The following is a 21552-nucleotide window of genomic DNA, read 5'->3' as shown; positions in this document are numbered from 1 at the left end:
CGCCCCGGCCGAGCGCCCCGATGACCAGCGCCGTCGCGACCCGCTCGCGCGGCCGCCGCAGCGCCGCCTCCAGCGCGGGCAGGGACATCGGGCGCAGCGGCGCGTCCAGGAGTCCCCCGGCGTGCAGTACGGCGAGCGCCGCGCCCACGTACCCGGCCCAGTGGCCGAACGCCGCGACCCGTACTCCGGCGGCGTCCGTCACGTGCTCCAGGTCGAGCAGGCTGCCGCCGCCCTCGGCGAAGCGGCGCAGCAGGCGTCCCGCGCCGCGCTGCCCGTTGTAGGCGTGGCCGAAGAACAGGTGCCGGTGCCGCAGCGGGAGCGGATCGTCCTCCGGTTCCTTCAGCCCGATGACGTAGTGGTCGTCCGGCGCGTCCGGCCAGGTGCCCGGCCCGGCGATCCGGCAGCCGGCCGCCGCGTACTCCTCGGTGCGGAAGATCCGCCGTGGGCAGTCCTCCACGGTCACCGCGATTCCGGCCGCGATCAGCGCGCGGGCGGCGGCGGGGGCGATCGGCGCGCGCAGCTCGGTCGGCCCGGCCTCGCGCCGCAGCCACAGGCTCGGGCGCTCACCGGGTCTCATTCCGCCTCCCCGTGCAGGCGGAAGAGCAGGTCCAGGGCCAGCTTGTCGTGTACCTCGCCGGGTTCCAGGCGTTTGATCACCAGCAGGCAGGACATGCCGAAGGTGCCGCCGCCGTAGGTGCGGGGGCGGGTCGCGCCGACGCACACCGACCAGGGCGGCGCCTCGCCCCTGGGCAGTTCGTCGCCGGTCTCGGCGTCGTAGACGCGGGTGCTGCCGGTCAGCACCACGCCCGCGCCCAGTTTCGCCCCGGTGCGCACCCGGGCCCCCTCCACGACGAGCGACCGTGAGCCGACGAAGCAGTCGTCCTCGACCACCACGGGCACCGCCGTGGGCGGTTCGAGCACGCCGCCGATGCCCACGCCTCCGGCCAGGTGGACGTTGCGCCCGATCTGGGCGCACGAGCCCACGGTGGCCCAGGTGTCCACGAGCGTGCCCGCGCCCACGAACCCGCCGATGTTGGTGAACGACGGCATGAGCACCACGCCGGGCTCGTGGTGGCTGCCCCAGCGCGCGATGGCTCCGGGGACGACCCGCACGCCGGGGAAGTCGCGTTTGAGGGGGATCCGATCATGGTGCCGGAACGGTCCGGCGGTGGACTCCGCCACCTCCAGCAGGCGGAACGACAGCAGGATCGCCCGCCTGGCCCGTTCGTCCACCACGACCCGGTCAGAGCCGGGATCGACCCACGCCACCCGCGCGGCACCGCGGTCGAGCAGGTCGATCGCGGCAACGACCGTGTCGCGGGCATCGGTGTCGACGGGGCCGAGATCCTCCCGCCCGGCCCACAGGGCGTCGATCTCGGCGGGCAGGTCACTTGACGGCATGCGGCCGCTTCCTTTCCTTCGCGGGGTCGTTCGCCCAGGCGGCGAGCCGTGGCCGGAGGAGTCCGGGTTCCTGTACGGCGGCGAGGCGGACGTGGCCGCCTCCTGACGGGCCGTTGCCAGCGCCGGATCACGACGGGACCTGCTGCCCGGACGGGGCCGCCAGGCGGCGCGGCGCGAACTCCAGCGTCGCGAACAGGTCCTGCTCGGTCTCGGCCCGGCGGATCAGCTCGACGGACCCGTCCGGGTGCAGCATCAGTTCCTGCGGCCGGCCCCGCCCGGTGTAGTTGAAGCCCATGGCGTGGCCGTGCGCGCCCGTGTCGTGGACGACGAGGACGTCGCCCTCGGCCAGGACCGGCAGGTCGCGATCCCTGCCGAGCCGGTCGCTGTTCTCCGGCAGGGACCCGACCACATCGACCACCTCGCGTTCGCGTCCCTCGGCGAACGGCGCGGTGATGTGGTGGTAGGCCCAGGAGTACAGCGCGGGGCGCATCAGGGCGACCATGCCGGCGTCCACGCCGGCGAACGTCCGCCACTTGGCCATCCGGTTGGTCACGCGCGTCACCAGCGCCCCGTGCGGGCCGGTGATGTAGCGCCCGCACTCGAAGCGGATCGCCGGCCGGGCGCGGTCCGGCGGCCCCCATGCCGCCAGGCGGGCGCGTACGGCCGCGCCGAACGCGGGCAGGTCGAAGGGCTGCTCCTGCGGGCGGTACGGGATGCCGATGCCGCCCCCGAGGTTGAGCGACGTCACCGGCCTGCCGGTCGCCGCCTCGATCTCCCCCGCCCGCTCCAGCAGGAAGTCCAGGGTGAACAGGAGCGGGTCCGCGCCCAGCACGTTGGAGGCCACCATCATGTGCAGGCCGAACTCCCGCACGCCCAAATCGCGCGCCCTCGCGCAGAGCGCGGTCAGCCGGTCCGCGGGCACCCCGAACTTGGTGGCCTCCGGGTCGCCGAACAGGTGGTCGCCCTCCCCGGGCAGGTTCCGGCCGGGGTTCACCCGGAAGGCCAGTTCGCCGGGGACGGTGAGCCGGTCGGCCAGCGTGTTCAGCACCGCCTCGTCGTCCACGGTGATCATCGCGCCGGCGTCCAGCGCGGCGGCCAGTTCGGCGGCGCTGGTGTTGGAGGAGGTGAAGCACATGTCGCGGCCGGTGGCCCCGGCCGCGCGGGCCAGGGTCAGCTCGGCCGGCGAGCTGGTGTCGAAGCCCAGGCCGTGCCGGGCCAGCAGGCGCAGCACCGCCGGGTTGGGCAGCGCCTTGACCGCGAAGTACTCCCGGCAGTCGATGCCCGCGAAGGCGCGCTCGAAGTGCTCGCAGGTCCGGCCGATGCCCGCGGCGTCGTAGATGTGGAACGGCGTGCCGAAGCGCTCGACGACGGCGGGCAGCACCGCGGTGAGGCGTTGCTCGAAGGCGGGACTCATCGGCATGGGGGCTCCCTACGCATGGGCACGGGCGATGATGATCGACCGGACACGGTCCCCGGACCGCGGACGCCGGTAGACGACCTGTTCCAGCGCCACGTCGTCGTAGCCCGAGGCGAGCGCCTGGTCGCGCATGTACTCCCCGGACAGCCAGTGGAAGCCGGGGACGCCCGGCGCCGGTTGGGCGGACGCCCCGTCGTTCGGGGCGTCGTTGGAGGCGACCAGCGTCGCGCCGCCGCTGCCGCCCGGCAGCGTGCGCCAGGAACGGATGCGCGAGAGGACGGGACGCAGGCCGGCGCACGGCTCGTAGAGGTGCCCGAGCACGCCGTCCATGTAGATCACCGGCCAGTGCGCGTCCGGAAACCAGTGGCCGATGTCCGCGCACACGGCCTCCACGCCCTTGGCCTTGGCGAGCAGGACCGCCTCCGCCATCGCGTCGACGCCGAGCACCCGGTAGCCGCGCCGGGCGATCTCGGCCTCCACCGCCGCGTTGCCGCAGCCCAGGCTGAGCAGGCCGCCGCCGGGGGCACGGTCGAGCGCGGCCGTCAGCGTGCCCGTCATCCAGTCGCGGTACTCGGCGGAGTAGGTGGACGGGGTCACCGAGTCGTCGCGCGCGCCGCCCTGCTCCCAGATCTGGAAGAGGCTCGGCTGCCCGTCGGCGGAGGGAAGATAGACCTTTTCGAGGTTCTCCAACTGGCGATTCATGGCATTCACTCAGGTCCGTGTCTCTTCGTCTTGTGTTCTGGCGGGCCGGCCGACGGCCAGCCGGTCGAGCTTGCCGCTCGCGGTTCTGGGCAGTTCGCGGACCACCTCGACGCGTGAGGGCACCATGTGCTCCGGCAGCCGGTCGCGCAGCGCGGCCAGCGCCTCGTCCCGGTCGAACGGCACGGCCGTGGTCACGACGAACGCCAGCAGCCGCTGTTCCTGCGGGTCCGCGCCGGCCAGCGCGACCACCGCCTCGGCCACCGAGGGCATCGAGCAGAGCAGGATCTCGATCTCGCCCAGCTCGACCCGGAAGCCGCGCACCTTGACCTGGCCGTCGCCCCGGCCGAGGCATTCGAGTTCGCCGTCCGGGCCGACGCGCCCGAGGTCGCCGGTCCGGTACGCGCGGCCGGCCGGGTCCAGCGGATCGGGTACGAAGTCGCGCGCCGTGCGGTCGGGCCGGTTGACGAATCCGGGGCCGACGCCCGCCCCGGCGATCCACAGTTCCCCGGTCCGCCCGGCGGGCACCGGCCTGCCGTCCTCGCCGCAGACCAGGACGCGGGTGCGGCTGATCGGCTCGCCGATCGACGGGAGCGCCGGCCATGCCGCCACGTCCGCGGGCAGCCAGTGGTTGGTCGCGACGTGTGTCTCGGTGGTCCCCCACTGGTTGGCCAGCCGGCAGCCGGGCAGCCGCCGGAACATGGCGCGCAGCCGGTCACCGCACTGCATCTGCTCGCCCGTCGAATAGATCTCGCGGAGCGGATGGGACTCGGGGGTGACGTCGTGCGCGAACAGGGCCAGCGAGCGGAGCATGGCGAACGGCACGAACAGCCGGTTGATCCGCTCGCGGGCGATCAGGTCCCACAGCAGTTGCGGGTCCTGGCGTTCGTCCTCGGCGCAGCAGACGACGACGCCGCCCTCGCCGAGCGTGGTCAGGACCTCCTGGTAGATGACGTCGAAGGCGGCCGGGGAGAACTGGAGCGTGCGGTCCCCCGGGCCGCAGCCGCTCGCGCCGATCTGCCAGGAGATCAGGTTGGCCAGGCTCTCGTGCCGGAACATGACGCCTTTGGGCACGCCGGTGGAGCCGGAGGTGTAGGCGATGTAGGCGAGGTCGTCGTCCGGCGCGTCCGGCGTACGGCGGGGCTCGTCGCCGTCACCGGCCCGCCGGGCGTAGACCAGCGGGCCCTCGGCGGCCACCGGATCGAATCCGCCGAGCCTGCGCAGCGGGCCCGGATGCCCGGCCACGATGTCCGCGCCGGCGTCCGCGCACATGTACCGCAGCCGCTCCACCGGGTAGGCCGGGTCGAGCGGGACGGCGACGCCGCCGGCCCGCAGCACGCCGACGAGGACCACCACCAGCTCGGCCGACCGGTCCAGGCAGAGCCCGATCCGGGTGCCCGCGTTCGCGCCGAGGGCCGCGAGGCGGCCGGCCACGTCTCCGGACGCGGCCCACAGCTCGCCGTAGGTCATGGAGCGCCCGCCGAACGTGACCGCCTCGGCGGCCGGGGCCGCACGGACCCGGTCCGCCACGGCCCGCAGCACGGGGGGCGTCCCGGTCGCGTGTCGAAGGTCGTGCATCGTCTCTCCCGCCGTCGATGCGGTGCTCATTTGTGCCAGCCCGCGTCCGAGATCGGGTGCAGTACGATCCGGGAGGGCCGTTCGGCCCGCAGCAGCAGCCGGCGCAGGGTGCGTTCGATCTCCTGCGCCTGGGCCTGGTCCGGGCGGTCCACGTAGATGTCGAGGTCGTACCGGGGCTCGTCGTCGTTCTGGTACACCCGCGTGGTGGCCCGCAGCACCCCGGGGATGGACGCCGCCAGCTCCCGGACCGACGGCAGCCAGACCTTCTCGTCGTTGACGACCAGCGAGTCCGACAGCCGTCCCCGGTAGTAGTGGTAGCCGTCCTCGTCGATCTCGAAGAGGTCGCCGGTGGCGATCGTCCGGGGGGCCACCAGCGGGTCCGGCCGGTCGTCCGGCACCCGCCGGCGCAGCACCGTGGGCGACTCCACCAGCAGTTCGCGCGAGCCGTCGCCGCGCGGGGCAGGGCGCAGGGCGGTGGTGACGCCGGGCAGCGGCAGGCCCACCGAGGCGTGCCGGTGCGGGGGTTCCAGTCGGGCCGCCAGGGTGGAGACCCGTGGTCCGGCCTCGGTGAGGCCGTAGGTGAGGTACAGCTCCAGTCCGGGGTGCGCGGCGAGCACCCGCCCGACGTGTTCCGGGGCGAGGTGGTCGCCGCCGACGGTGAGCACCCGCAGGGGCCGCGACCAGGCCGCGGTTCCGGCCAGCCGGACGACCAGCGCCGGGGTCAGCGACGACAGCGTGACACCGTGCTCGCGCAGCGCCGCCGCGTACGCCGCGGGGGTGAACGGCGGCCCGCACACCACCAGGCGCGTGCCCGTGACCAGCGCGGCCAGCGCCTGGGCCACCAGGCCGTAGGAGTAGTGCAGCGGGAGGTTGAGCAGCATCGTGTCGCCGCCGCGCTGGCCGATCGCCCGCGCGTGCAGGCCGGCGTTGCGCAGCAGCGAGCCGATGCCGTGCAGGCAACCGCTGAAGATGCCGGACGTGCCGGACGTCATCACGATCACCTCGCCGGGCTCGTACCGGCGCCGTTCCGGCCAGGGGGCGCGGACGGCCTCGCCGTCACCGGCCCGCTGTTTGGCCGCCGCGCCGTACCGCCCGGGGTCCACTCTGGGCGCGATCAGCGCGCCGGCCCCGAACCGGCGGCCGATCGCCTCGATCCGCGCCGCGCCGGCCGACGGGGGCACGAGGACCGGCACCCCGCCGGTGAGAAGGACCGCGAAGAAGCAGGCGAGCAGCGGGGTCCCGTTGGGCATGGCGATGAGGACCGGGGTCCCCGGCGGCGTGCCGAGGCCCGCCACGTCGTCCACGACGGACGACAGCGGCACCGCCGGGCCGGGCCGGGCGAGGTCCACGACCCCGGCGAGGAAGGCGTGCAGCTCGTCCCGGCCGGGAAGGTCGTCCACCTGGATCGCGCTCATCGGCGCGGCTCCGTTCCGAGCACGGCGGTGCGCACCCGGTGCCCGCCCTCCGCCATCGCCTCGTGCGCGCTGACCACGGCGTACGCGGCCTGCCCCGAGCGCAGCCAGGAGCGGGCCAGGGTCCGCGCGACGGGGAGCCCGTTGCCCGGACGGGTGGCCAGGGTGAGCGACGGCCCTCTGAACCCGCGGGCGACGCAGGTGAGACTGCCCCCGCCGCCCGGGCTGGCCCCGGCGAACCGGAGCGGGGACACCCGCCCGCCCGGCGCGGACCGCGCGACCGCCTCCATCGTCTGGAGCGTGCAGAACGGGCTGATCAGGATGACGGCCACCTCGTCCCTGGCCTCGTACAGCTCGTCAGAGCAGGTGGACAGGGCGTCCTCGACGGCGTCCAGGACGAGCCAGGCGAGCGGGTCGGCGTACAGGGAGGGGATCCGGCTGCGCACCGGGCGGAGTTCGGCGCGGGTGGCCTCCCCCGTCGCCAGTACGACGACGCCCTCGCCGCCGATCGGGCCGAACGCGGCGCTGATCTCGTTCATCGCGCCGCCTCGAAGGCCAGGCAGGTGTTGAACCCGCCGAAGCCGAGCGTCACGCTCAGCCCGATCCGGCCCTCGAACGCGGCCGGGCCGCCCAGCGGCAGCCGGAGCGGGAAGCCCGGCATGACGTTCGTCAGGCCGTGGACCGGCGGCACGACCCCGTCCCGCAGGGCCAGCAGCACGGCGACGGCCTCCAGCGCGCCGGTGGCCCCGAGCGTGTGCCCGAACGCGCCCTTGGTCGCGAACGCCAGCGGCGGCGTACCCGCCGCGCCGTCCGCGCCGTCCCCGGGGAACACGCGTGCGTAGCTGCGGCACTCCACCAGGTCGTTGACGGGTGTGCCGGACCCGTGCGCGTTGATCACGGCGACCTCCGCGGCCGACCGGCCGGCCGACCGCAGTGCCCGGCCCACGGCCGCCACGACGCTGTCGCCGGACAGATCCGGAGCCGCGGTGTTCACCGCGTCGTTGGCCGAGCCCGCGCCCACCAGGTATCCGTGCGGCCGGGCCCCGCGCGCCCTGGCCGAACGGCCGGACTCCAGCACCAGGAAGGCCGCGCCCTCGCCGAGCAGCGTCCCGTCGTGGGCCCGGTCGAACGCCCGCAGCGCGGTCGGTGACATGGTGCCGAGCGCCGAGTGGCCGAGCCGCTTGGCCGGGGTGATGACGTCCGCCGCGCCGCAGACGCAGATCTCCGCGTCACCGCCGCCGATCAGCTCCGCGCCGACCAGGAGGGCGTCCGAGCCCGAGGAGCAGGCCGTGGTGAGCGAGACCGGGGCGTGGGCCATGCCCAGCGCGCCGGTGACCTCCGCGCACCAGTCGTCCAGGGAGGTCACGCCGGTGGTGTCGAGATGGGCGGCGAAGCTGGTCCCGAAGACCGTGCGCAGCCGCGGATCGGTGACCTCGAGCCCCGCGTCGGCCACGGCGTCCGCCACGGTGTCGCGGGTGAGGACGTGCTGCCGTTTGCGCGGGTCCTCCTCCAGCGGGAGGTCCGCGAGCACGGCGGCGCCGTCGTTGCGCAGCGGGTGCGGCGAGGGCACCGGCCGGATGCCGCCGGCGCCGCCGAGCAGGCGGTCCCACACCTCGCGCAGGCCCGAGCCGAGCGCGGTGGACCACGCCATTCCGGTGATCCAGACCTCCGGCCGCTCCCGGTCCCGGGCGGCGGGCGGGCCGCTCACCACAGCATCCTCCCCAGGTCCGCGACCTTGACCCGCACGAGCGTGCCGCTGAACACGGCCACGGGCCGGTCCTCCACCGTCGCCCGGCCGGAGAAGAAGAACGCCGCGTCCTCGATCCGCTCGCTGCACACCCGGAAGACCACCTGGTCGCCGGGGACCACGATGCGGGTGAACCGCGACTTCATCGAGCCGATGAGCGTCAGTTCGTCGTCGGCGACGGGAGTGGTGCTGACCTGGTACAGGATGATCCCCGACTGGGCGAACGCCTGGGTGAGGTGGCTGGCCGGGAAGATCGCGCGTTCCGGGAAGTGCCCGGCGATGACGTCCATCGTCCCGGAGACCAGGAGGCTGCTGGTCAGGTGCGAGCCCGGCGCGTAGTCCAGCACCCGGTCGATGTAGATCATGGGGTGCCGGTGGCGGAGCCACTGCTTCAGTTCGGTGAAACCCATGGTCCTGGCCTCTGCCGCGAGCCCGGCCGGGCCCGCGGGAGCCGTGCTGACCGGCTCAGATGTCTGCATGTCGGCGGCACTCCTTGAGCAGTGTGCGGAGCTTTTCCGGGAGCGGGCGGGCCGTGCCGCACGCCCGGCCGGCCACGCCGAAGACGAACACGCCGGTGGACAGCACCTGGGCCTCGGCCCCGGGGCCGGACGGCACGCGCGAGATCGTGCCGGACAGCCGGAAACTCGCCGCGCCGACGTGCAGGACACAGACCGCGAGGTCCAGGTGGTCGAGGAAGCGGGCCGGGGCCTGGTAGCGCATCCGCAGGTCCACCACGACGAGGTCGAGGCCGAGGCCGGCCAGGACGTCGATCCCGGCGCCGAGGCGGTCCAGATCAGAAAGGGCGGCGGTTTCGAGCAGGGACGCGTGGCGCGCGAAGTGGACCACGCCGGAGGCGTCGATGTCCACGTGCTCGACGCGGTGCCGGACGGCGGCCGGCGGGAGCGTACCGGGCGCGGGGGCGGCACTCACCTCGCCTCCTCGCGGATCGCCTCGGAGCCGGCGGCGATCCGCTCGACGATCGACTCCGCCTCGGGCGCGGTGACGATGAGCGGCGGGGCGACCCGCATCGTCGGGAAGACGTAGCGCAGGCCGTGCGAGCGCCGTCCCGCGCCCGCCATGAACTCCACGTACACCCCGTTTCTGATCATGTGCTCGCGGAACGCGGGAACGTCCCTGGCGGCGGACTCGGTCAGCTCCACGCCGTGCATCACGCCCAGTCCCCTGGCCTCCCGGTAGAGGTCGGGAAAGCGTTCCACCACCTCGCGCCGGAGCAGGGTCCCCAGGTGCCCCCCCACCTCGCGCGAGCGTTCGAGCAGGCCCTCGGCGTGGATGTGGCCGATGCCCGCGCCCATCACGGCGCAGGTGATCGGGCGCAGGTCGGAGGTGGCGACCGCGCCGGTCTCCCGTACGGTGAGGTCGCGGCGGGCCACGACCATGGACGTGGTCAGCACGCCCATGCCGAGGCTCTTGCCGAGCACGGTGACGTCGGTGGGGATGGGCCCCTCGTCGTCCGTCATGCCGAAGAACCCGCCGGTCTTGGCGAAGGTCAGGATCTCGTCGGCGACGAGCAGCGCGCCGCCGTCCCGGCACAGCCGGGCCATCTCGCGCAGGTAGCCGGGCGGCGGGGTGAGGATGCCGGCGTCGCCCTGGACGGGCTCGATGAACACGGCCAGCAGCCGGTGCCCGTTGCCGGCGAAGTACTCCCTTGCCGCCTCGATCTCGCCGAACGGGATGTGCTCGACGGTGATGCCGTACGGCTCCGCGGCCAGGGTGGGCAGCCCGGCTCGGTAGTGCCGCCGGTTGATCAGCGGGAGCAGCGCGCCCGTCCAGCCGTGCCAGGCCCCCTCGAAGGCGAGGATGACGTTTCGGTCCTCCCGGCCTTCGGCGGCCCGCAGCCGGCGGCGGTCGAAGCGGGACTCCAGCACCAGGCGCAGCGCCAGTTCCATCCCCTCCGAACCGGAGTTGCGGCCGCTGACGTGGTAGTCGCCGGCGGGGAACCGGTCGGACCACAGCCCGCCGGGGCCGAACAGGCGCGCAAGCACCCGGCCACGTTCCAGTGAGGCGATCTCGTCGGTCACGTATCCGCTGTCCTCGATGGCCCGCCGGAGCGCGCCGGCGATCACCGGTGAACCGGCTCCGAGGCATGCGGAGGCGTACCCGCCGCTCGCGTCGAGCACGTCCAGCGACCGCCCCGCGTGCGGGCCGCCGAGTTCGACGAACCGCTGGACGATCCCCTTGGCCCCGACGCAGCAGAAGGGCAGCCTCGTTCCGTAGTGGTCCATGTGCACCGACCGGTCGAACCCGAGGTCCGGCCCGCCGGCCTCGGGCGGGTCCGGAAGGACACGGGTGCGGCCTTCGTCGAGCATCCGGTGCGGCCCTCTCACTGGGCCGGGTCCGCGCCCGCGCCGGGCCCGGAGGCGCGGGCCCGCAGTTCCTCGACCAGCCGGGCGAGGGAGCGGATGGTGGCGAAGTTCTCCGGCGTGAAGTCCTTCTCCGAGATGGCTATACCGAACCTGTCCTCGCATTGGACGCGCAGCTCGACGTAGCCCAGAGAATCGAGCCCCGCAATGCTTCTCAGTCCGTCGTCGAGGCCGATATCCGACACCTCGACGAACAGCTCCTTAATCAGAATCGACCTGATCGCCTGCTCGATCTCAGCGGTCTCTTGAATGGATGGCATGCGGCCGGCACTCCTTACTCAGGAGGGATGGTCATAAGGCGTGGAAAAGAGGTCGGTCATGCGGAACACCGCGCTTTACGCGACATGGTGATGCCGCGGCACGAAACCGTCGAGTGCAAGGGATGCGGATCTGACCTGCGAGTTTCTCGCCTGGCCCGAACAGACGATACCTAGCCGATCAGCCCGTGACAATACGCCATTACAACATCCCAGCTCCTGACCGAATTTCCACTCAGGGTAAACAAGTCATACACGAGTCTCCGACATGGCCACCCCCTCGTTTCCGATCGCATCATTTCCGGCAACCTCTGATTAACCTTGCCACCGGACGATCGGGACGACTTCCCCCCAATTCCGGGAAAACCTGGCGCGCTATTGGACGACAGGAAGTAAAGAGTCATTTGCCCGCCGCGCCCGAGGCGACCCATTCCCTGCGAGGACCCCGGTTCTTCGACCACCACGACATTTGAGGCGGTGGATTCACACGTGGACGGCGACATGATTCCTGGGTGGCACCCGGGCCTCTCCCCCGGCGGGGACGACGGCCGGCGGCCTCCGCTCACCGTCGCGCAGCGGGCGCTGTGGCTCCTCGGGCAGATCCACCCCGGCGACTCCGCCTACAACGTGCCCCTGGCCGTACGGCTGGACGGCCCGCTGGACGTGGCGGCGCTCGGCCGCGCGATCGGACGGGTGCTGACCCGGCATGACGTCCTGCGGACGACGTTCCCGATGGGCGGCCAGGAGCCGTACCAGCGGGTCGCGCCCGCGCCGCCGCCCATCGACCTGCGGCCGGTCGATCTGACCGGAGAACCGGCCGGCCGCCGCGACCACATCGCCGGCGAGATGCTGCGGCGGTGGGCCGACGAGCCCTTCGACGTGACGACCGGGCCGCTCGTCCGCACGAGGCTGATCCGGCTCGACGCCGGCCGGCACGTCCTCGGTCTGTTCCTGCACCAGCTCGTCTGCGACGGGCCGTCACTTCACGTGCTGTTCGACGAGCTCGCCCGCGGGTACGCGGGCGAGCCGGAGCCGCCGCCGCTCGCCGTGCGGTTCGGTGAGTACGCGGCCCGGTGGCGTCCGCCGGACCCCGCGGAGACGGCGTGGTGGCGGGAACGGCTGGCCGCGGCCCCCACCGTGATCGACTTCCGCGCCGGCGCGGTACGCGACGCGACCGGCGGACCGTCCCGGCGGCGGACCGGCGCGAACCATCACGTCCGGCTGCCGGGGTCGCTGATGGGAGGGGTGCTCGCGCTCGCCCGGCGGATGCGGGTCACGCCGTTCGTGCCGATGATCGCCGCCTACGCCGTCTCGCTCGGCGACCTCACCGGCGCGCGCGACCTGCTGATCGGTACCCCGGTCAACGAGCGGGACGCGGCGGAGCTGGAACCGGTGATCGGCTTCTTCGTCAACACGCTGCCGGTGCGCTTCGACCTGTCCGGCGACCCGTCGTTCGCCGAGGTGGTGCGGCGCACCCGGGAGTCGGTGACGGACCTGCTGGCCTACCGGCGGGTGCCGTTCCAGACGCTGGTGGAGACGCTCGTCCCGGACCGCGACCCCCACCACAACCCGCTCGTGCAGGCCCTGTTCAGCTTCGAGCCCACCCCCATGGCCGAGCCGCGCTTCGCCGGCCTCGCCGCGTCCCTGATCGACCTCATGCCGACCGGCCCCAAGGCCGGCCTCGACTTCACGATCTTCCGGGCCGCGCCCACCGGCGACGACTTCGACCTGACCATCACCTATGACACCGGCCTGGTGGACGCCGGTACCGTCCGGGCCGTCGGCGAACGCTACCGCCAGGTGCTCGCCGCCGCCGTGGCCGACCCCGACGCCCCCGTGACGGCGGCCTCTCCCGGCTTCGGGGCGGGCGAGCGGGCCCCTTCGGTCTTCTCCGCGGCCGGGCGCGCGCCCGCCCCCCGCACCCTGCTCGACGTGCTGGAGGCGACCGCGGACCGTTTTCCCGACGCCGCCGCGCTGGACGACGGGCGGGTCCGGCTGGACTACACCGGGCTGCGCGCCGAGGCCGGGGCGCTGGCCGACCGGCTGCGGGCGGCAGGCGTGCGGCGCGGTGACCGGGTGGGAGTGTGCCTGCCCTCCGGCACCGCCGAGCTGTACGTCTCGATCCTGGGCGTCCTCGCGGCGGGAGCCGCCTACGTCCCGGTGGACACCGAGGACCCGGCGGAGCGCAGGGAGTTCATCTTCGGCGAGGCCGGGGTCCACGCGGTCATCACCGGCGAGCGCCACATCACGGTCACGGACCGATGCCGGTCGCGCGGACCGGCACCGGGCGGCGCCGCCCGGCCGGGCCCGGACGACGACGCGTGGGTCATCTTCACCTCCGGCTCCTCCGGCACCCCCAAAGGGGTCGTGGCCACCCATCGCGGCGCGGCGGCGTTCGTGGACGCCGAGGCCAGGCTGTTCCTGAAGGACCGGCCGATCGGGCCGGGAGACCGCGTGCAGGCGCTGCTCTCGGCGGCCTTCGACGCCTCCTGCGAGGAGATGTGGCTCGCCTGGCGGAACGGCGCGTGCCTGGTGCCCGCGCCGCGCGCCCTCGTCCGCACCGGCGCGGACCTCGGCCCGTGGATCAAGGAGAACGGCATCACCGTCATCTCCACGCTGCCCACCCTGGCCGCGCGCTGGCCGGCCGACGCGTTCGACGGCGTGCGGCTGCTGATCCTGGGCGGGGAGACGTGCCCTCCCGAGCTGATCGAAGGGCTCACCGCCCCCGGCCGCGAGGTGTGGAACAGCTACGGCCCCACCGAGGCCACCGTGACCTCGTGCGCCACGCCCTTCAATTCCGGAGACCCGGTGCGGATCGGGCTGCCCCTGGACGGATGGGACCTGGCCGTGATCGGCCCGGACGGCGAGCCGGTGGGCATGGGCGAGGTGGGCGAGCTCGTGATCGGCGGGGTCGGCCTGGCCCGGTACCTGGACCCGCGCAAGGACGCGGAGAAGTACGCCCCGCTGCCCTCCCTAGGGTGGCGGCGGGCCTATCGCAGCGGGGACCTGGTCAGGGCAGAACCGGAGGGCCTGGTCTTCGCCGGGCGGATGGACGAGCAGGTCAAGCTGGGCGGCCGGCGCGTCGAGCTGGGCGAGGTGGAGGCGGCGCTGCGCCGGCTGCCCGGCGTGGCCGCCGCCGCCGCGGCGGTCCGCACCACCCGCCTGGGCCATCAGATCCTGGTCGGCTACATCGTGCCGGACGCCGGGTTCGACGAGGACGCCGCGCGCGCCGGACTGCGCCGTACCATGCCCGCCGCGCTCGTGCCGCGCCTCGCGGTCGTGGCCGACCTGCCGATCCGGACCTCCGGCAAGGTCGATCGGGACGCGCTGCCGTGGCCGCTGCCTTCCACCGGCGCCCCCGACCGGCCGCGGGAGGCGGCACCGGGCGGCGAACGGGAGCGCCTGCTGCGGCGGATCTGGCAGGAGGTCCTGGAGCTGGACCACATCGGCGCGCACGACAACTTCTTCGACCTCGGCGGCACCTCCTTCACCCTGGCCGCCGCCCACGCCCGGCTCACCGAGGCGCTGGGCCGGCGGGTGCCGATGGTAACGCTCTTCGAGTTCCCCTCCATCGCGGCCCTCGCCCGCCACCTCGACGAGGAAGAAGGGCCGGCCGAACCCATCGAACCCGCCGACCGGCGGGCGGCCGGCCGGGCCCGCCTCGGACTTCAGCGCCGCCGCGTCGATGACCACCGCGCCACCCCTGAGGAGTGAGACCACTGGTGTTCCACGACAACGCCGCACCGCGACGCGCCGCCGCCGCCATGACGCGCCCCGGCGAGGTGGCGTGAGGTGGCGGGCAAGAGCCTGATCCGCGTCGCCGGATTCCGCAACCTGTGGGCCGCCCAGACCGTCAGTCTGTGCGGCACGCAGATCTCCCTGCTGGCGCTGCCGCTCACCGCGCTGCTGCTGCTCGACGCCTCGGCGCTGGAGATCAGCCTGGTGTGGGCGATCGAGTACGTCCCCATCCTGGTCATCGGCCTGCCGGCGGGCGTCTGGCTGGAACGGCTGCCCCGGCGGCCGGTGCTGATCCTCACCGACCTGCTGCGGGCCGCGGCGTTGCTCGCCGTACCGGTCTCGGTGTGGCTGGACGCGCTCAGCATGCCGCTGATCTACGCGGTGGCCTTCGCCATCGGGCTGGGCACGCTGTTCTTCGACGTGGCCCAGTTGTCCTACCTGCCCGAGTTGGTCGAGGAGAAGCGGCTCGTGGACGCCAACGGCAAGCTGGAGCTGTCCCGCTCGGTCGCGCAGCTCGGCGGCCCGGGGGCCGGCGGCCTGCTGGTGGAGCTGATCACCGCGCCCCTGGCGATCCTCGCCGACGCGGTCACCTACCTGGCCTCCGCGGTGTTCCTGTTCTTCATCAAGGGCGAGGAGCGAAGGCCCGGGTCCACGGAGCGGCTCGGGCTGCGCAGGGAGATCGCCGAAGGCGTCCGCTTCGTGTTCTCCCATCCGCTGCTGCGCCCGCTGATCCTCTGCGCCACCCTGGCCGAACTCGCGTTCGCGGCCGTGCTCGCGCTCCAGGTCGTCTTCGCCGCCGACGAACTGCGCCTCGGCGCGGGCGTGATCGGCGTCGTGCTCGCGGTCGGCAACGCGGGCGGCCTCGTCGGCGCGCTCATCGCCGAACCCGCCGCCAGGCGCTTCGGCACCGGGCCCACCTTCATCATCTCGATCCTGTTGTTCAGCGGGGGCGCGACGATCCTGCCGCTGTCCACCGGCCCGGTGAGCTTCGCCGCCGGGCTGTTCGTGGTCTACGTCGGGGCGTACATCTTCAACGTGCTGCAGGTCAGCCTGTGCATGATCGTGACGCCCGGACACCTGCTCGGCCGGATGAACTCCGTCTTCCGGTTCGTCACCTGGGGCGTGATCCCGCTCGGCGCGGCCGTGGGCGGGCTGCTGGTGGACCCGATAGGGCTGCGCGGGGTGTTCTGGATCGCCGCCGTCCTCAACATCGTGTCGCTGCTGCCGCCGCTGTTCTCCCCGGTGCGCGGCTTCCGGGAGGACGCCGTGCCGTCCGGCGCGGACGCCGGTCCGGAGCCCGCGCGGACGGGAGAGCCGTCATGACGACCCCGGACGTGGAGCAGACGTCCATCGCGATCATCGGGATGGCGGGCCGGTTCCCCGGCGCGGCCGACGTGGACGCCTTCTGGGCGGGGCTCGCCGCCGGGCGCGAGTCCATCACGCGGACGCCGAGGGAGGACGGCACCGTGTCCGCCCACGGCGTCGTACCGGACGCCGACCTCTTCGACGCGGGCTTCTTCGGGCTCTCCCCGCGCGAGGCGCTGATGCTGGATCCCCAGCACCGGGTCTTCCTGGAGTGCGCCTGGGAGGCCCTGGAGCACGCGGGCTGTGACCCGGCCGGGTACCGCGGCGCGATCGGCGTGTACGGCGGCGGCGGGGACACCGACCACCTCGCCCAGCTCCAGGCCCGCCGCGACCTGTTCCCCGGCGTCACCGACTGGCAGTTCCGGCTGGCCTGCGGCGCGGACTTCCTGACCAGCCGGGTGGCCTACAAGCTGGACCTGAAGGGCCCGGCGGTGACCGTGCAGACCGCCTGTTCCACCTCGCTGGTGGCCGTTCACCAGGCCGTGCAGGGACTGCTCGCGGGCGAGTGCGACCTCGCCCTCGCCGGCGGCGCGACGATCCGCGTGCCGCACCCCACCGACAGCCAGGGCGACGACGACGTGCTCGCCCCCGACGGGCGCTGCCGGCCGTTCGACGCGGACGCCGCGGGAACCGTGTCCGGTGACGGCGCGGGGATCGTCGTGCTCAAGCGGCTGGCGGACGCGGTGGCCGACGGCGACCGGATCCACGCCGTCATCCGGGGGTCCGCGGTCACCAACGACGGCGCGGGCAAGGTGGGGTTCACCGCGCCGAGCGTCGATGGGCAGGCTGCCGCCGTGCGGGCGGCGCACCTGCTGGCCGGGGTCTCCCCCGCCACCACCGGGTACGTCGAGGCGCACGGCACCGCCACCCCGGTCGGCGACCCCATCGAGGTGCGGGCGCTGGCCAAGGCGTTCGGGCTCGGCACCCGGGAGACGGGCTTCTGCCTGCTCGGCTCGGTCAAGTCCAACATCGGGCACACCGACACCGCGGCCGGCGTGATCGGGCTGATCAAGGTCGTCCTGTCGCTCCGGCACGAACTCCTCCCCGGCACGGCGCACTTCCACCGGCCGAACCCGGAGATCGACTTCGACTCCGGGCCGTTCGTGGTGCGGCGGGAGGCGACGCCCTGGCCGAGTGGGCGGGCCCCACGCCGGGCAGGGGTCAACTCCGTGGGGCTCGGCGGCACGAACGCCCACGTCGTCGTCGAGGAATGGGACGACCCGGCGGCGGACCCCCCGGCCGGTCCGCAGTTACTGGTGCTGGCCGCGCGTACCGGGCCCGCCCTCGCCGAACAGGCGAGCCGGCTCGGTGAGCGCCTGGCGACCGGCGGCGAGCCGCTCGCGGACGTCGCCTGGACGCTCCAGACCGGCCGCAGGCACTTCGCCCACCGGGCGTTCGCGGTGTGCCAGGACATGGACGACGCGGTGGACGCGCTGCGCGAGGCCGCGCCGCACCGCCTGGTGACCGGCCGGGCCGCCGCCACCGCGCCCGGCGTCGCCTTCCTGTTCCCCGGGCAGGGCGGCCAGCACGTCGGGATGGCCCGCGAGCTGTACGAGCGGGAGCCGGTGTTCCGCGACGCGATCGACGCCTGCGCCGAGCAGGCCGCGCCGGAACTGGGGCTCGACCTGCGGGACGTGCTGTACCCCGGTGCGGACGCCGTGCCCACGGCGAAGGCGCGGCTGGAGACGATGGCGGTGTGCCAGCCGGCGCTGTTCGCGGTCCAGCACGGCCTGGCCGAACTGTGGCGGGCGCGCGGCGTCAGACCCGCCGTCGTGCTCGGCCACAGCCTCGGCGCGTACGCCGCCGCCGCGTCGGCCGAGGTGCTCACGCCGGCCGACGCCCTGAGGCTGGTGCTCGCCCGCGGGCGCATCCTGGACGGCCTGCCGGCCGGTTCGATGCTGGCCGTGCCCATGGAGGCGGCGGCGGTCCTGCCGATGCTGGCGGACGGCCTGACCATCGCCGCCGTCAACGGCCCCGCGCAGTGCGTCGTCACCGGCCCGGCCGCGGGCGTCGAACGGCTGCTGGCCCGCCTCCTGGAACAGGACGTGGCCGCGCGCCCGCTGCGGATCGGCGCGGCGGCGCACTCTCCGCTGGTGGAGCCCGCCCTGGCCGGATACACCGCGATCGTCCGTAAGGTCACGCCGCGGCCCCCCGCGATCCCCTGGATCTCCGACACCACCGGGGAGCCGGTCACCGCGGAGCAGGCGTGCGATCCGGCGTTCTGGGCGGCCCACCTGCGCCACACCGTGCGCTTCTCGGACTCGCTGCGGACCCTGCTCACCGCCGGGGAGCACGCGCTGCTGGAGGTCGGCCCCGGCCGTACGCTGACCGGCCTGGCCAGGCAGCACCCCGAGTACCGGGCGGGCGCGCCGGTCGCGCAGAGCCTCCCGCACGCCGCCGACGGCGGGGGCGGGGCCGCGGCGCTGCTGCACGCCACCGGCCTGCTGTGGCAGGCGGGGGTGCCGATCGAGTGGCCCGCGCTGCACCAGGGCCGCCGGCCGCGGCGCGTGCCGCTGCCCACATATCCGTTCCAGCGCAGGCGGTTCCGCCTGGACGGGCCGGACCCGGCGGACGTACCCGATCCGGCCGACGTACCGGAGCACGGCACGGAACTCGTCGAGCCGCGGACCCGCACCGAGGAGGTCATCGCCGCCGCCTTCCGCACGGCCCTCGGCATGGCGTCGCTGAGCGTCCACGACGACTTCTTCGACCTGGGCGGCGACTCGCTGATCGCGACGCGTCTGGTGGCCGGCCTGCGCGCCGAGCTGGGGGTCGAGCTGAGCGTCCGCGCGTTCTTCCGCGCGCCCACCGTGGCCGCGCTGGCGTCCGTACTCGGCGAGCGGGAGGGATCGTGACCGGCTCCGGGCCGCGCTGGCTGCTGTGCCGCGAACGCCGCCCGCGGGCCCCGCTGAGGATGTACTGCCTGCCGCACAGCGGTGGTTCGCCGGGCGAGTACATGCGCTGGTCGGGGGCCCTTCCCGGCGTGGAGGTCTGGGGGGTGCAGTTCGCCGGGCGCGGGAGCCGGCGGGCGGAGGAGCCGCCCGGCGGCATGCCGGAACTGGTCGGGGCGCTGGTGTCGGAGGTGGCGTTCGCCGCGCCGTACGTGCTGTTCGGGCACAGCCTGGGCGCGCTCGTGGCGCACGAGACGGCGCTGGAGTTGCGCGAGCGGGGCATGCCCGGACCGGCCGCGCTGTACCTGTCCGGGTACCGCGCGCCGCACCTGCACGAACCCGAGCCGGGGCTCGCCGAGCTGCCGGACCTGGCCCTTGCGGCGGCGGTCGAGCGGGCGCACGGCCCGCTGCCCGAGGAGGTCAAGGCCGACCCGGAGGTCCTGGCCGCGGCCCTGAAGGCGGTACGGGCCGACCTGAAGATCGTCGCGGGCTATCGCCCTTCCCCCGCCGAGCCGCTGACCTGCCCGCTCGTCGTTCTCGGCGGGGAGGAGGACGAGGAGAGCGGCGAGGCGCTGACCGCGTGGGCCCGGTACACCACCGGCCCCTGCACCGTACGGACCTTCCCAGGAGACCACTTCTATTTCCGGGAGCGCACCGATGACCTTCTCCGATACCTCGCCACCGGCCTCGACGAGCTTGCTGCGGGAGTTGTACCTGGGCCGCGTACGGTGGGACCTGCTGCTTCCCTTCCCCGAGCAGGATCAGGCGGACCTTCGCGGGGGTGACGAGGCGGTCGCCAGGCTGCGCGGGCTCCTGGCCGAGCACGTCGATCCGGCCGCGGTGGAGCGGGACGGACGCCTGCCGGAGGGCTTCCTCACCGCCCTCCAGGACGCCGGTCTGCTCCGGCTGATGATCGACCCCGCGCTCGGCGGTCTCGGCCTGTCCTGGCTGAACGCCTGCCGGGTGGTCGAGGCGGCGGCGGATTGGTCCACGCCGGTTGCGTTCACGCTCGCCATCCACAACGGCTTCGGCTCCGGGGTGTACCTCCAGGCGCTGCCGCCGGGGCCGCTGCGCGACCTCATCTCCGGGCGCGTCGCCGCCGGGCTCGTCTCCGGCACCGCCGACGCCGAGGTGGCGGGCGCGGGGAACCGGGGGCGGACCACGGTCGCCGTCCCCGTCGAGGGCGGGGCGGCGTACCTGATCAGCGGCGAGAAGGTGTTCATCGGCAACGGGCCGGTCGCGGAGCTGGTGGACGTGTCGGCGACCGTCACGGACGCGGACGGTGGCAAGGAGGTCAGGCTGTTCTTCGTGGACACCGCGAGCCCCGGGTTCGAGGTCGCGGGCACGCACGAGTTCATGGGGCTGCGCGGCGCGGCGTTCGGCCGGCTGCGCCTGGACCGGGTGCGCGTACCGGCCGAGCACATGATGCCGGAGTCCTCCGGCGCGTGGCGGATGCAGCCCACCACCTCCGGCGACGGGGCCGATGCGCAGATGGCGACCGCCGACCTCGGGCAGCTCGCCCTCTTCGGGCGGCACCTGCTGATCGCGCCCGTCTCGCTGGCCGTGGCCCGCGCGTCGCTGCTGTGGGCGCGCGACTTCGTCGGCAGGCGGACGATCAACGAGCGGCCGCTGGGCGAGTACGAGGAGATCCGTCGCCGGGTGGCGGAGAACGCCGCCGAGGTCTTCCACATCGAGAGCCTGCTGACCTGGTGCCTGCTCGGGGCCGGGCGCGCGGACACCTGCCCCGACCTGACCGCCGCCAAGAACCTGATGGCGCTGGCCGCCTGGCGGGCCGTGGACGGCACGATGGCGCTCATGGGCGCGGAGGGGTACGAGACCGCCGGCAGCAAGGCGGCGCGGGGCGCGCCGCCGCTGCCGGTGGAGCGCTGCTTCCGGGACGCCCGCGGGCTGCGGGTGGCGGGCGGCGTCGAGTTCATGCTCGACCTGTGGTCGGCCGAGGCGAGCCTGCGGCCCTTCTACGGGTCCGGCGGACCGCCCGCGGCCGGGCCGGAGCCGGTCCCGCCGCCCGGCTTCCCGGCGGGGCTGCGTGACCACGCGCGTCTCGTCCAGTCGCACGCGGACCGGCTCGCCGAGCGGTGCCGGGCCATGACCGGCGAACTCCCGCTCGCGGAACTGCTGACCCGGCAGCGCCCGCTCGCCCTGCTCGGCCGGATCGCGACCGAACTGCTCGGCGCGTGCGTGGTGCTCGCCCGCGCGGCCGGCCTCGCCCGGCGGGGCGAGGCGGCGGCGCTCGACCTGGCGGACGTCGCCTGCGCGGCGTCCGCGCACCGCCTGGACCGGCTCTGGTCACAGCTCACGGGCGAGGCCGTACGGCACGGCCCCGGCCCTGCGGCCCTCGGCGACGCCTGGCTGCGCGACGACGGCGCCCTGGACTTCCTGATCGGCCCCTACGACCGCTGGAGCGGATCGTGACCACTCATCGCCCGCACGACATCGAGGAACTGGTCGCCGAAATCTGGCGCGAGGTGTTCGCCCTGGACCGGATCGGCGCGGACGACGACTTCTACGAACTCGGCGGCCACTCCCTGACCGCCATCCGCATCGCCGCCCGCCTGCGCGAGTCGGCGGACCTGAAGGTCCCGATACGCCTCATCCTCGACAACCCGACCATCGCCACCCTGACCACCGCCCTGACCGCCCAGCCC

Annotated in this window: 18 protein-coding genes; 6 read left to right on the top strand and 12 right to left on the bottom strand. The window is 74.2% G+C overall.

The window, feature by feature from the left end; genetic code table 11:
* The 12 genes from C1I98_RS14360 to amcB all read right to left on the bottom strand — a co-directional run.
* Window positions 1–577 (bottom strand): Rossmann-fold NAD(P)-binding domain-containing protein (locus C1I98_RS14360; protein ID WP_497844786.1); only part of this gene is annotated, 577 nt, incomplete at its 3' end.
* Complete coding sequence (locus C1I98_RS14355) at window positions 574–1401, bottom strand: 2,3,4,5-tetrahydropyridine-2,6-dicarboxylate N-succinyltransferase (RefSeq protein ID WP_111167672.1); 828 nt, start codon at window positions 1399–1401, stop codon at window positions 574–576. The genes C1I98_RS14360 and C1I98_RS14355, both read right to left, overlap by 4 nt.
* A 127-nt stretch (window positions 1402–1528) precedes the next feature.
* On the bottom strand, window positions 1529–2821 hold the full coding sequence (locus C1I98_RS14350) for a diaminopimelate decarboxylase family protein (protein WP_111167671.1): 1293 nt from the start codon (window positions 2819–2821) through the stop codon (window positions 1529–1531).
* 9 nt (window positions 2822–2830) lie between these two features.
* Window positions 2831–3520, bottom strand: coding sequence for a class I SAM-dependent methyltransferase (locus tag C1I98_RS14345; RefSeq protein ID WP_111167670.1), 690 nt, complete (start codon window positions 3518–3520; stop codon window positions 2831–2833).
* 9 nt (window positions 3521–3529) lie between these two features.
* Window positions 3530–5095, bottom strand: coding sequence for an amino acid adenylation domain-containing protein (locus C1I98_RS14340; RefSeq protein ID WP_158558033.1), 1566 nt, complete (start codon window positions 5093–5095; stop codon window positions 3530–3532).
* 26 nt (window positions 5096–5121) lie between these two features.
* On the bottom strand, window positions 5122–6510 hold the full coding sequence (gene amcH, locus C1I98_RS14335) for an adenylate-forming 2-oxoglutaryl-ACP ligase AmcH (protein ID WP_111167668.1): 1389 nt from the start codon (window positions 6508–6510) through the stop codon (window positions 5122–5124).
* On the bottom strand, window positions 6507–7046 hold the full coding sequence (amcG, locus tag C1I98_RS14330) for a cispentacin moiety biosynthesis protein AmcG (protein WP_111167667.1): 540 nt from the start codon (window positions 7044–7046) through the stop codon (window positions 6507–6509). The genes amcH and amcG overlap by 4 nt, the downstream gene beginning before the upstream one ends.
* Window positions 7043–8215 carry a cispentacin biosynthesis acyltransferase subunit AmcF gene (amcF, locus tag C1I98_RS14325; RefSeq protein ID WP_199536949.1) on the bottom strand — a complete coding sequence of 391 codons (1173 nt, stop codon included), beginning with the start codon at window positions 8213–8215 and terminating at the stop codon, window positions 7043–7045. The genes amcG and amcF overlap by 4 nt, the downstream gene beginning before the upstream one ends.
* The gene (amcE, locus tag C1I98_RS14320) at window positions 8212–8733 is read right to left on the bottom strand and encodes a cispentacin biosynthesis cyclizing decarboxylase AmcE (RefSeq protein ID WP_199536948.1); all 522 of its coding nucleotides are present in this window, start codon (window positions 8731–8733) and stop codon (window positions 8212–8214) included. Before amcE ends, amcF begins: the two co-directional genes overlap by 4 nt.
* A complete protein-coding gene (locus C1I98_RS14315) occupies window positions 8720–9184 on the bottom strand; it encodes an acyl-CoA thioesterase (protein ID WP_111167665.1) in 465 nt (154 codons plus the stop codon). The genes amcE and C1I98_RS14315 overlap by 14 nt, the downstream gene beginning before the upstream one ends.
* Window positions 9181–10581 (bottom strand): amipurimycin biosynthesis protein AmcC, encoded by a 1401-nt coding sequence (gene amcC / locus C1I98_RS14310; RefSeq protein ID WP_111167664.1) that lies wholly within the window; start codon window positions 10579–10581, stop codon window positions 9181–9183. Before amcC ends, C1I98_RS14315 begins: the two co-directional genes overlap by 4 nt.
* Window positions 10582–10595: 14 nt before the next feature.
* Window positions 10596–10895, bottom strand: a complete 300-nt coding sequence (amcB, locus tag C1I98_RS14305; RefSeq protein ID WP_199536947.1) for a cispentacin biosynthesis acyl carrier protein AmcB — start codon at window positions 10893–10895, stop codon at window positions 10596–10598.
* Window positions 10896–11381: 486 nt separating this feature from the next.
* On the opposite strand from amcB, the gene C1I98_RS42860 reads away from it, so the two are divergent.
* The 6 genes from C1I98_RS42860 to C1I98_RS42855 form a co-directional block, all read left to right on the top strand.
* A complete protein-coding gene (locus C1I98_RS42860; protein ID WP_199536946.1) occupies window positions 11382–14606 on the top strand; it encodes a non-ribosomal peptide synthetase in 3225 nt (1074 codons plus the stop codon).
* A 78-nt stretch (window positions 14607–14684) separates the two neighbouring features.
* On the top strand, window positions 14685–15953 hold the full coding sequence (locus C1I98_RS14295; protein ID WP_111167663.1) for an MFS transporter: 1269 nt from the start codon (window positions 14685–14687) through the stop codon (window positions 15951–15953).
* On the top strand, window positions 15950–18850 hold the full coding sequence (locus C1I98_RS14290; RefSeq protein WP_111167662.1) for a type I polyketide synthase: 2901 nt from the start codon (window positions 15950–15952) through the stop codon (window positions 18848–18850). Before C1I98_RS14295 ends, C1I98_RS14290 begins: the two co-directional genes overlap by 4 nt.
* Complete coding sequence (locus tag C1I98_RS43865; RefSeq protein WP_111167661.1) at window positions 18847–19671, top strand: thioesterase II family protein; 825 nt, start codon at window positions 18847–18849, stop codon at window positions 19669–19671. Before C1I98_RS14290 ends, C1I98_RS43865 begins: the two co-directional genes overlap by 4 nt.
* The gene (locus C1I98_RS14280; protein WP_267898046.1) at window positions 19583–21319 is read left to right on the top strand and encodes an acyl-CoA dehydrogenase family protein; all 1737 of its coding nucleotides are present in this window, start codon (window positions 19583–19585) and stop codon (window positions 21317–21319) included. The genes C1I98_RS43865 and C1I98_RS14280 overlap by 89 nt, the downstream gene beginning before the upstream one ends.
* The coding region (locus tag C1I98_RS42855; protein ID WP_233507862.1) for a phosphopantetheine-binding protein at window positions 21316–21552 on the top strand (237 nt) is incomplete at its 3' end. The genes C1I98_RS14280 and C1I98_RS42855, both read left to right, overlap by 4 nt.

The sequence above is a fragment of the Spongiactinospora gelatinilytica genome, from assembly GCF_003236385.1.
In the GTDB taxonomy this organism is placed as follows: Bacteria; Actinomycetota; Actinomycetes; order Streptosporangiales; family Streptosporangiaceae; genus Spongiactinospora; species Spongiactinospora gelatinilytica.
The sequence above is the reverse complement of the archived record's forward strand: the minus strand, read 5'-3'. Positions and strand labels throughout refer to the sequence as shown.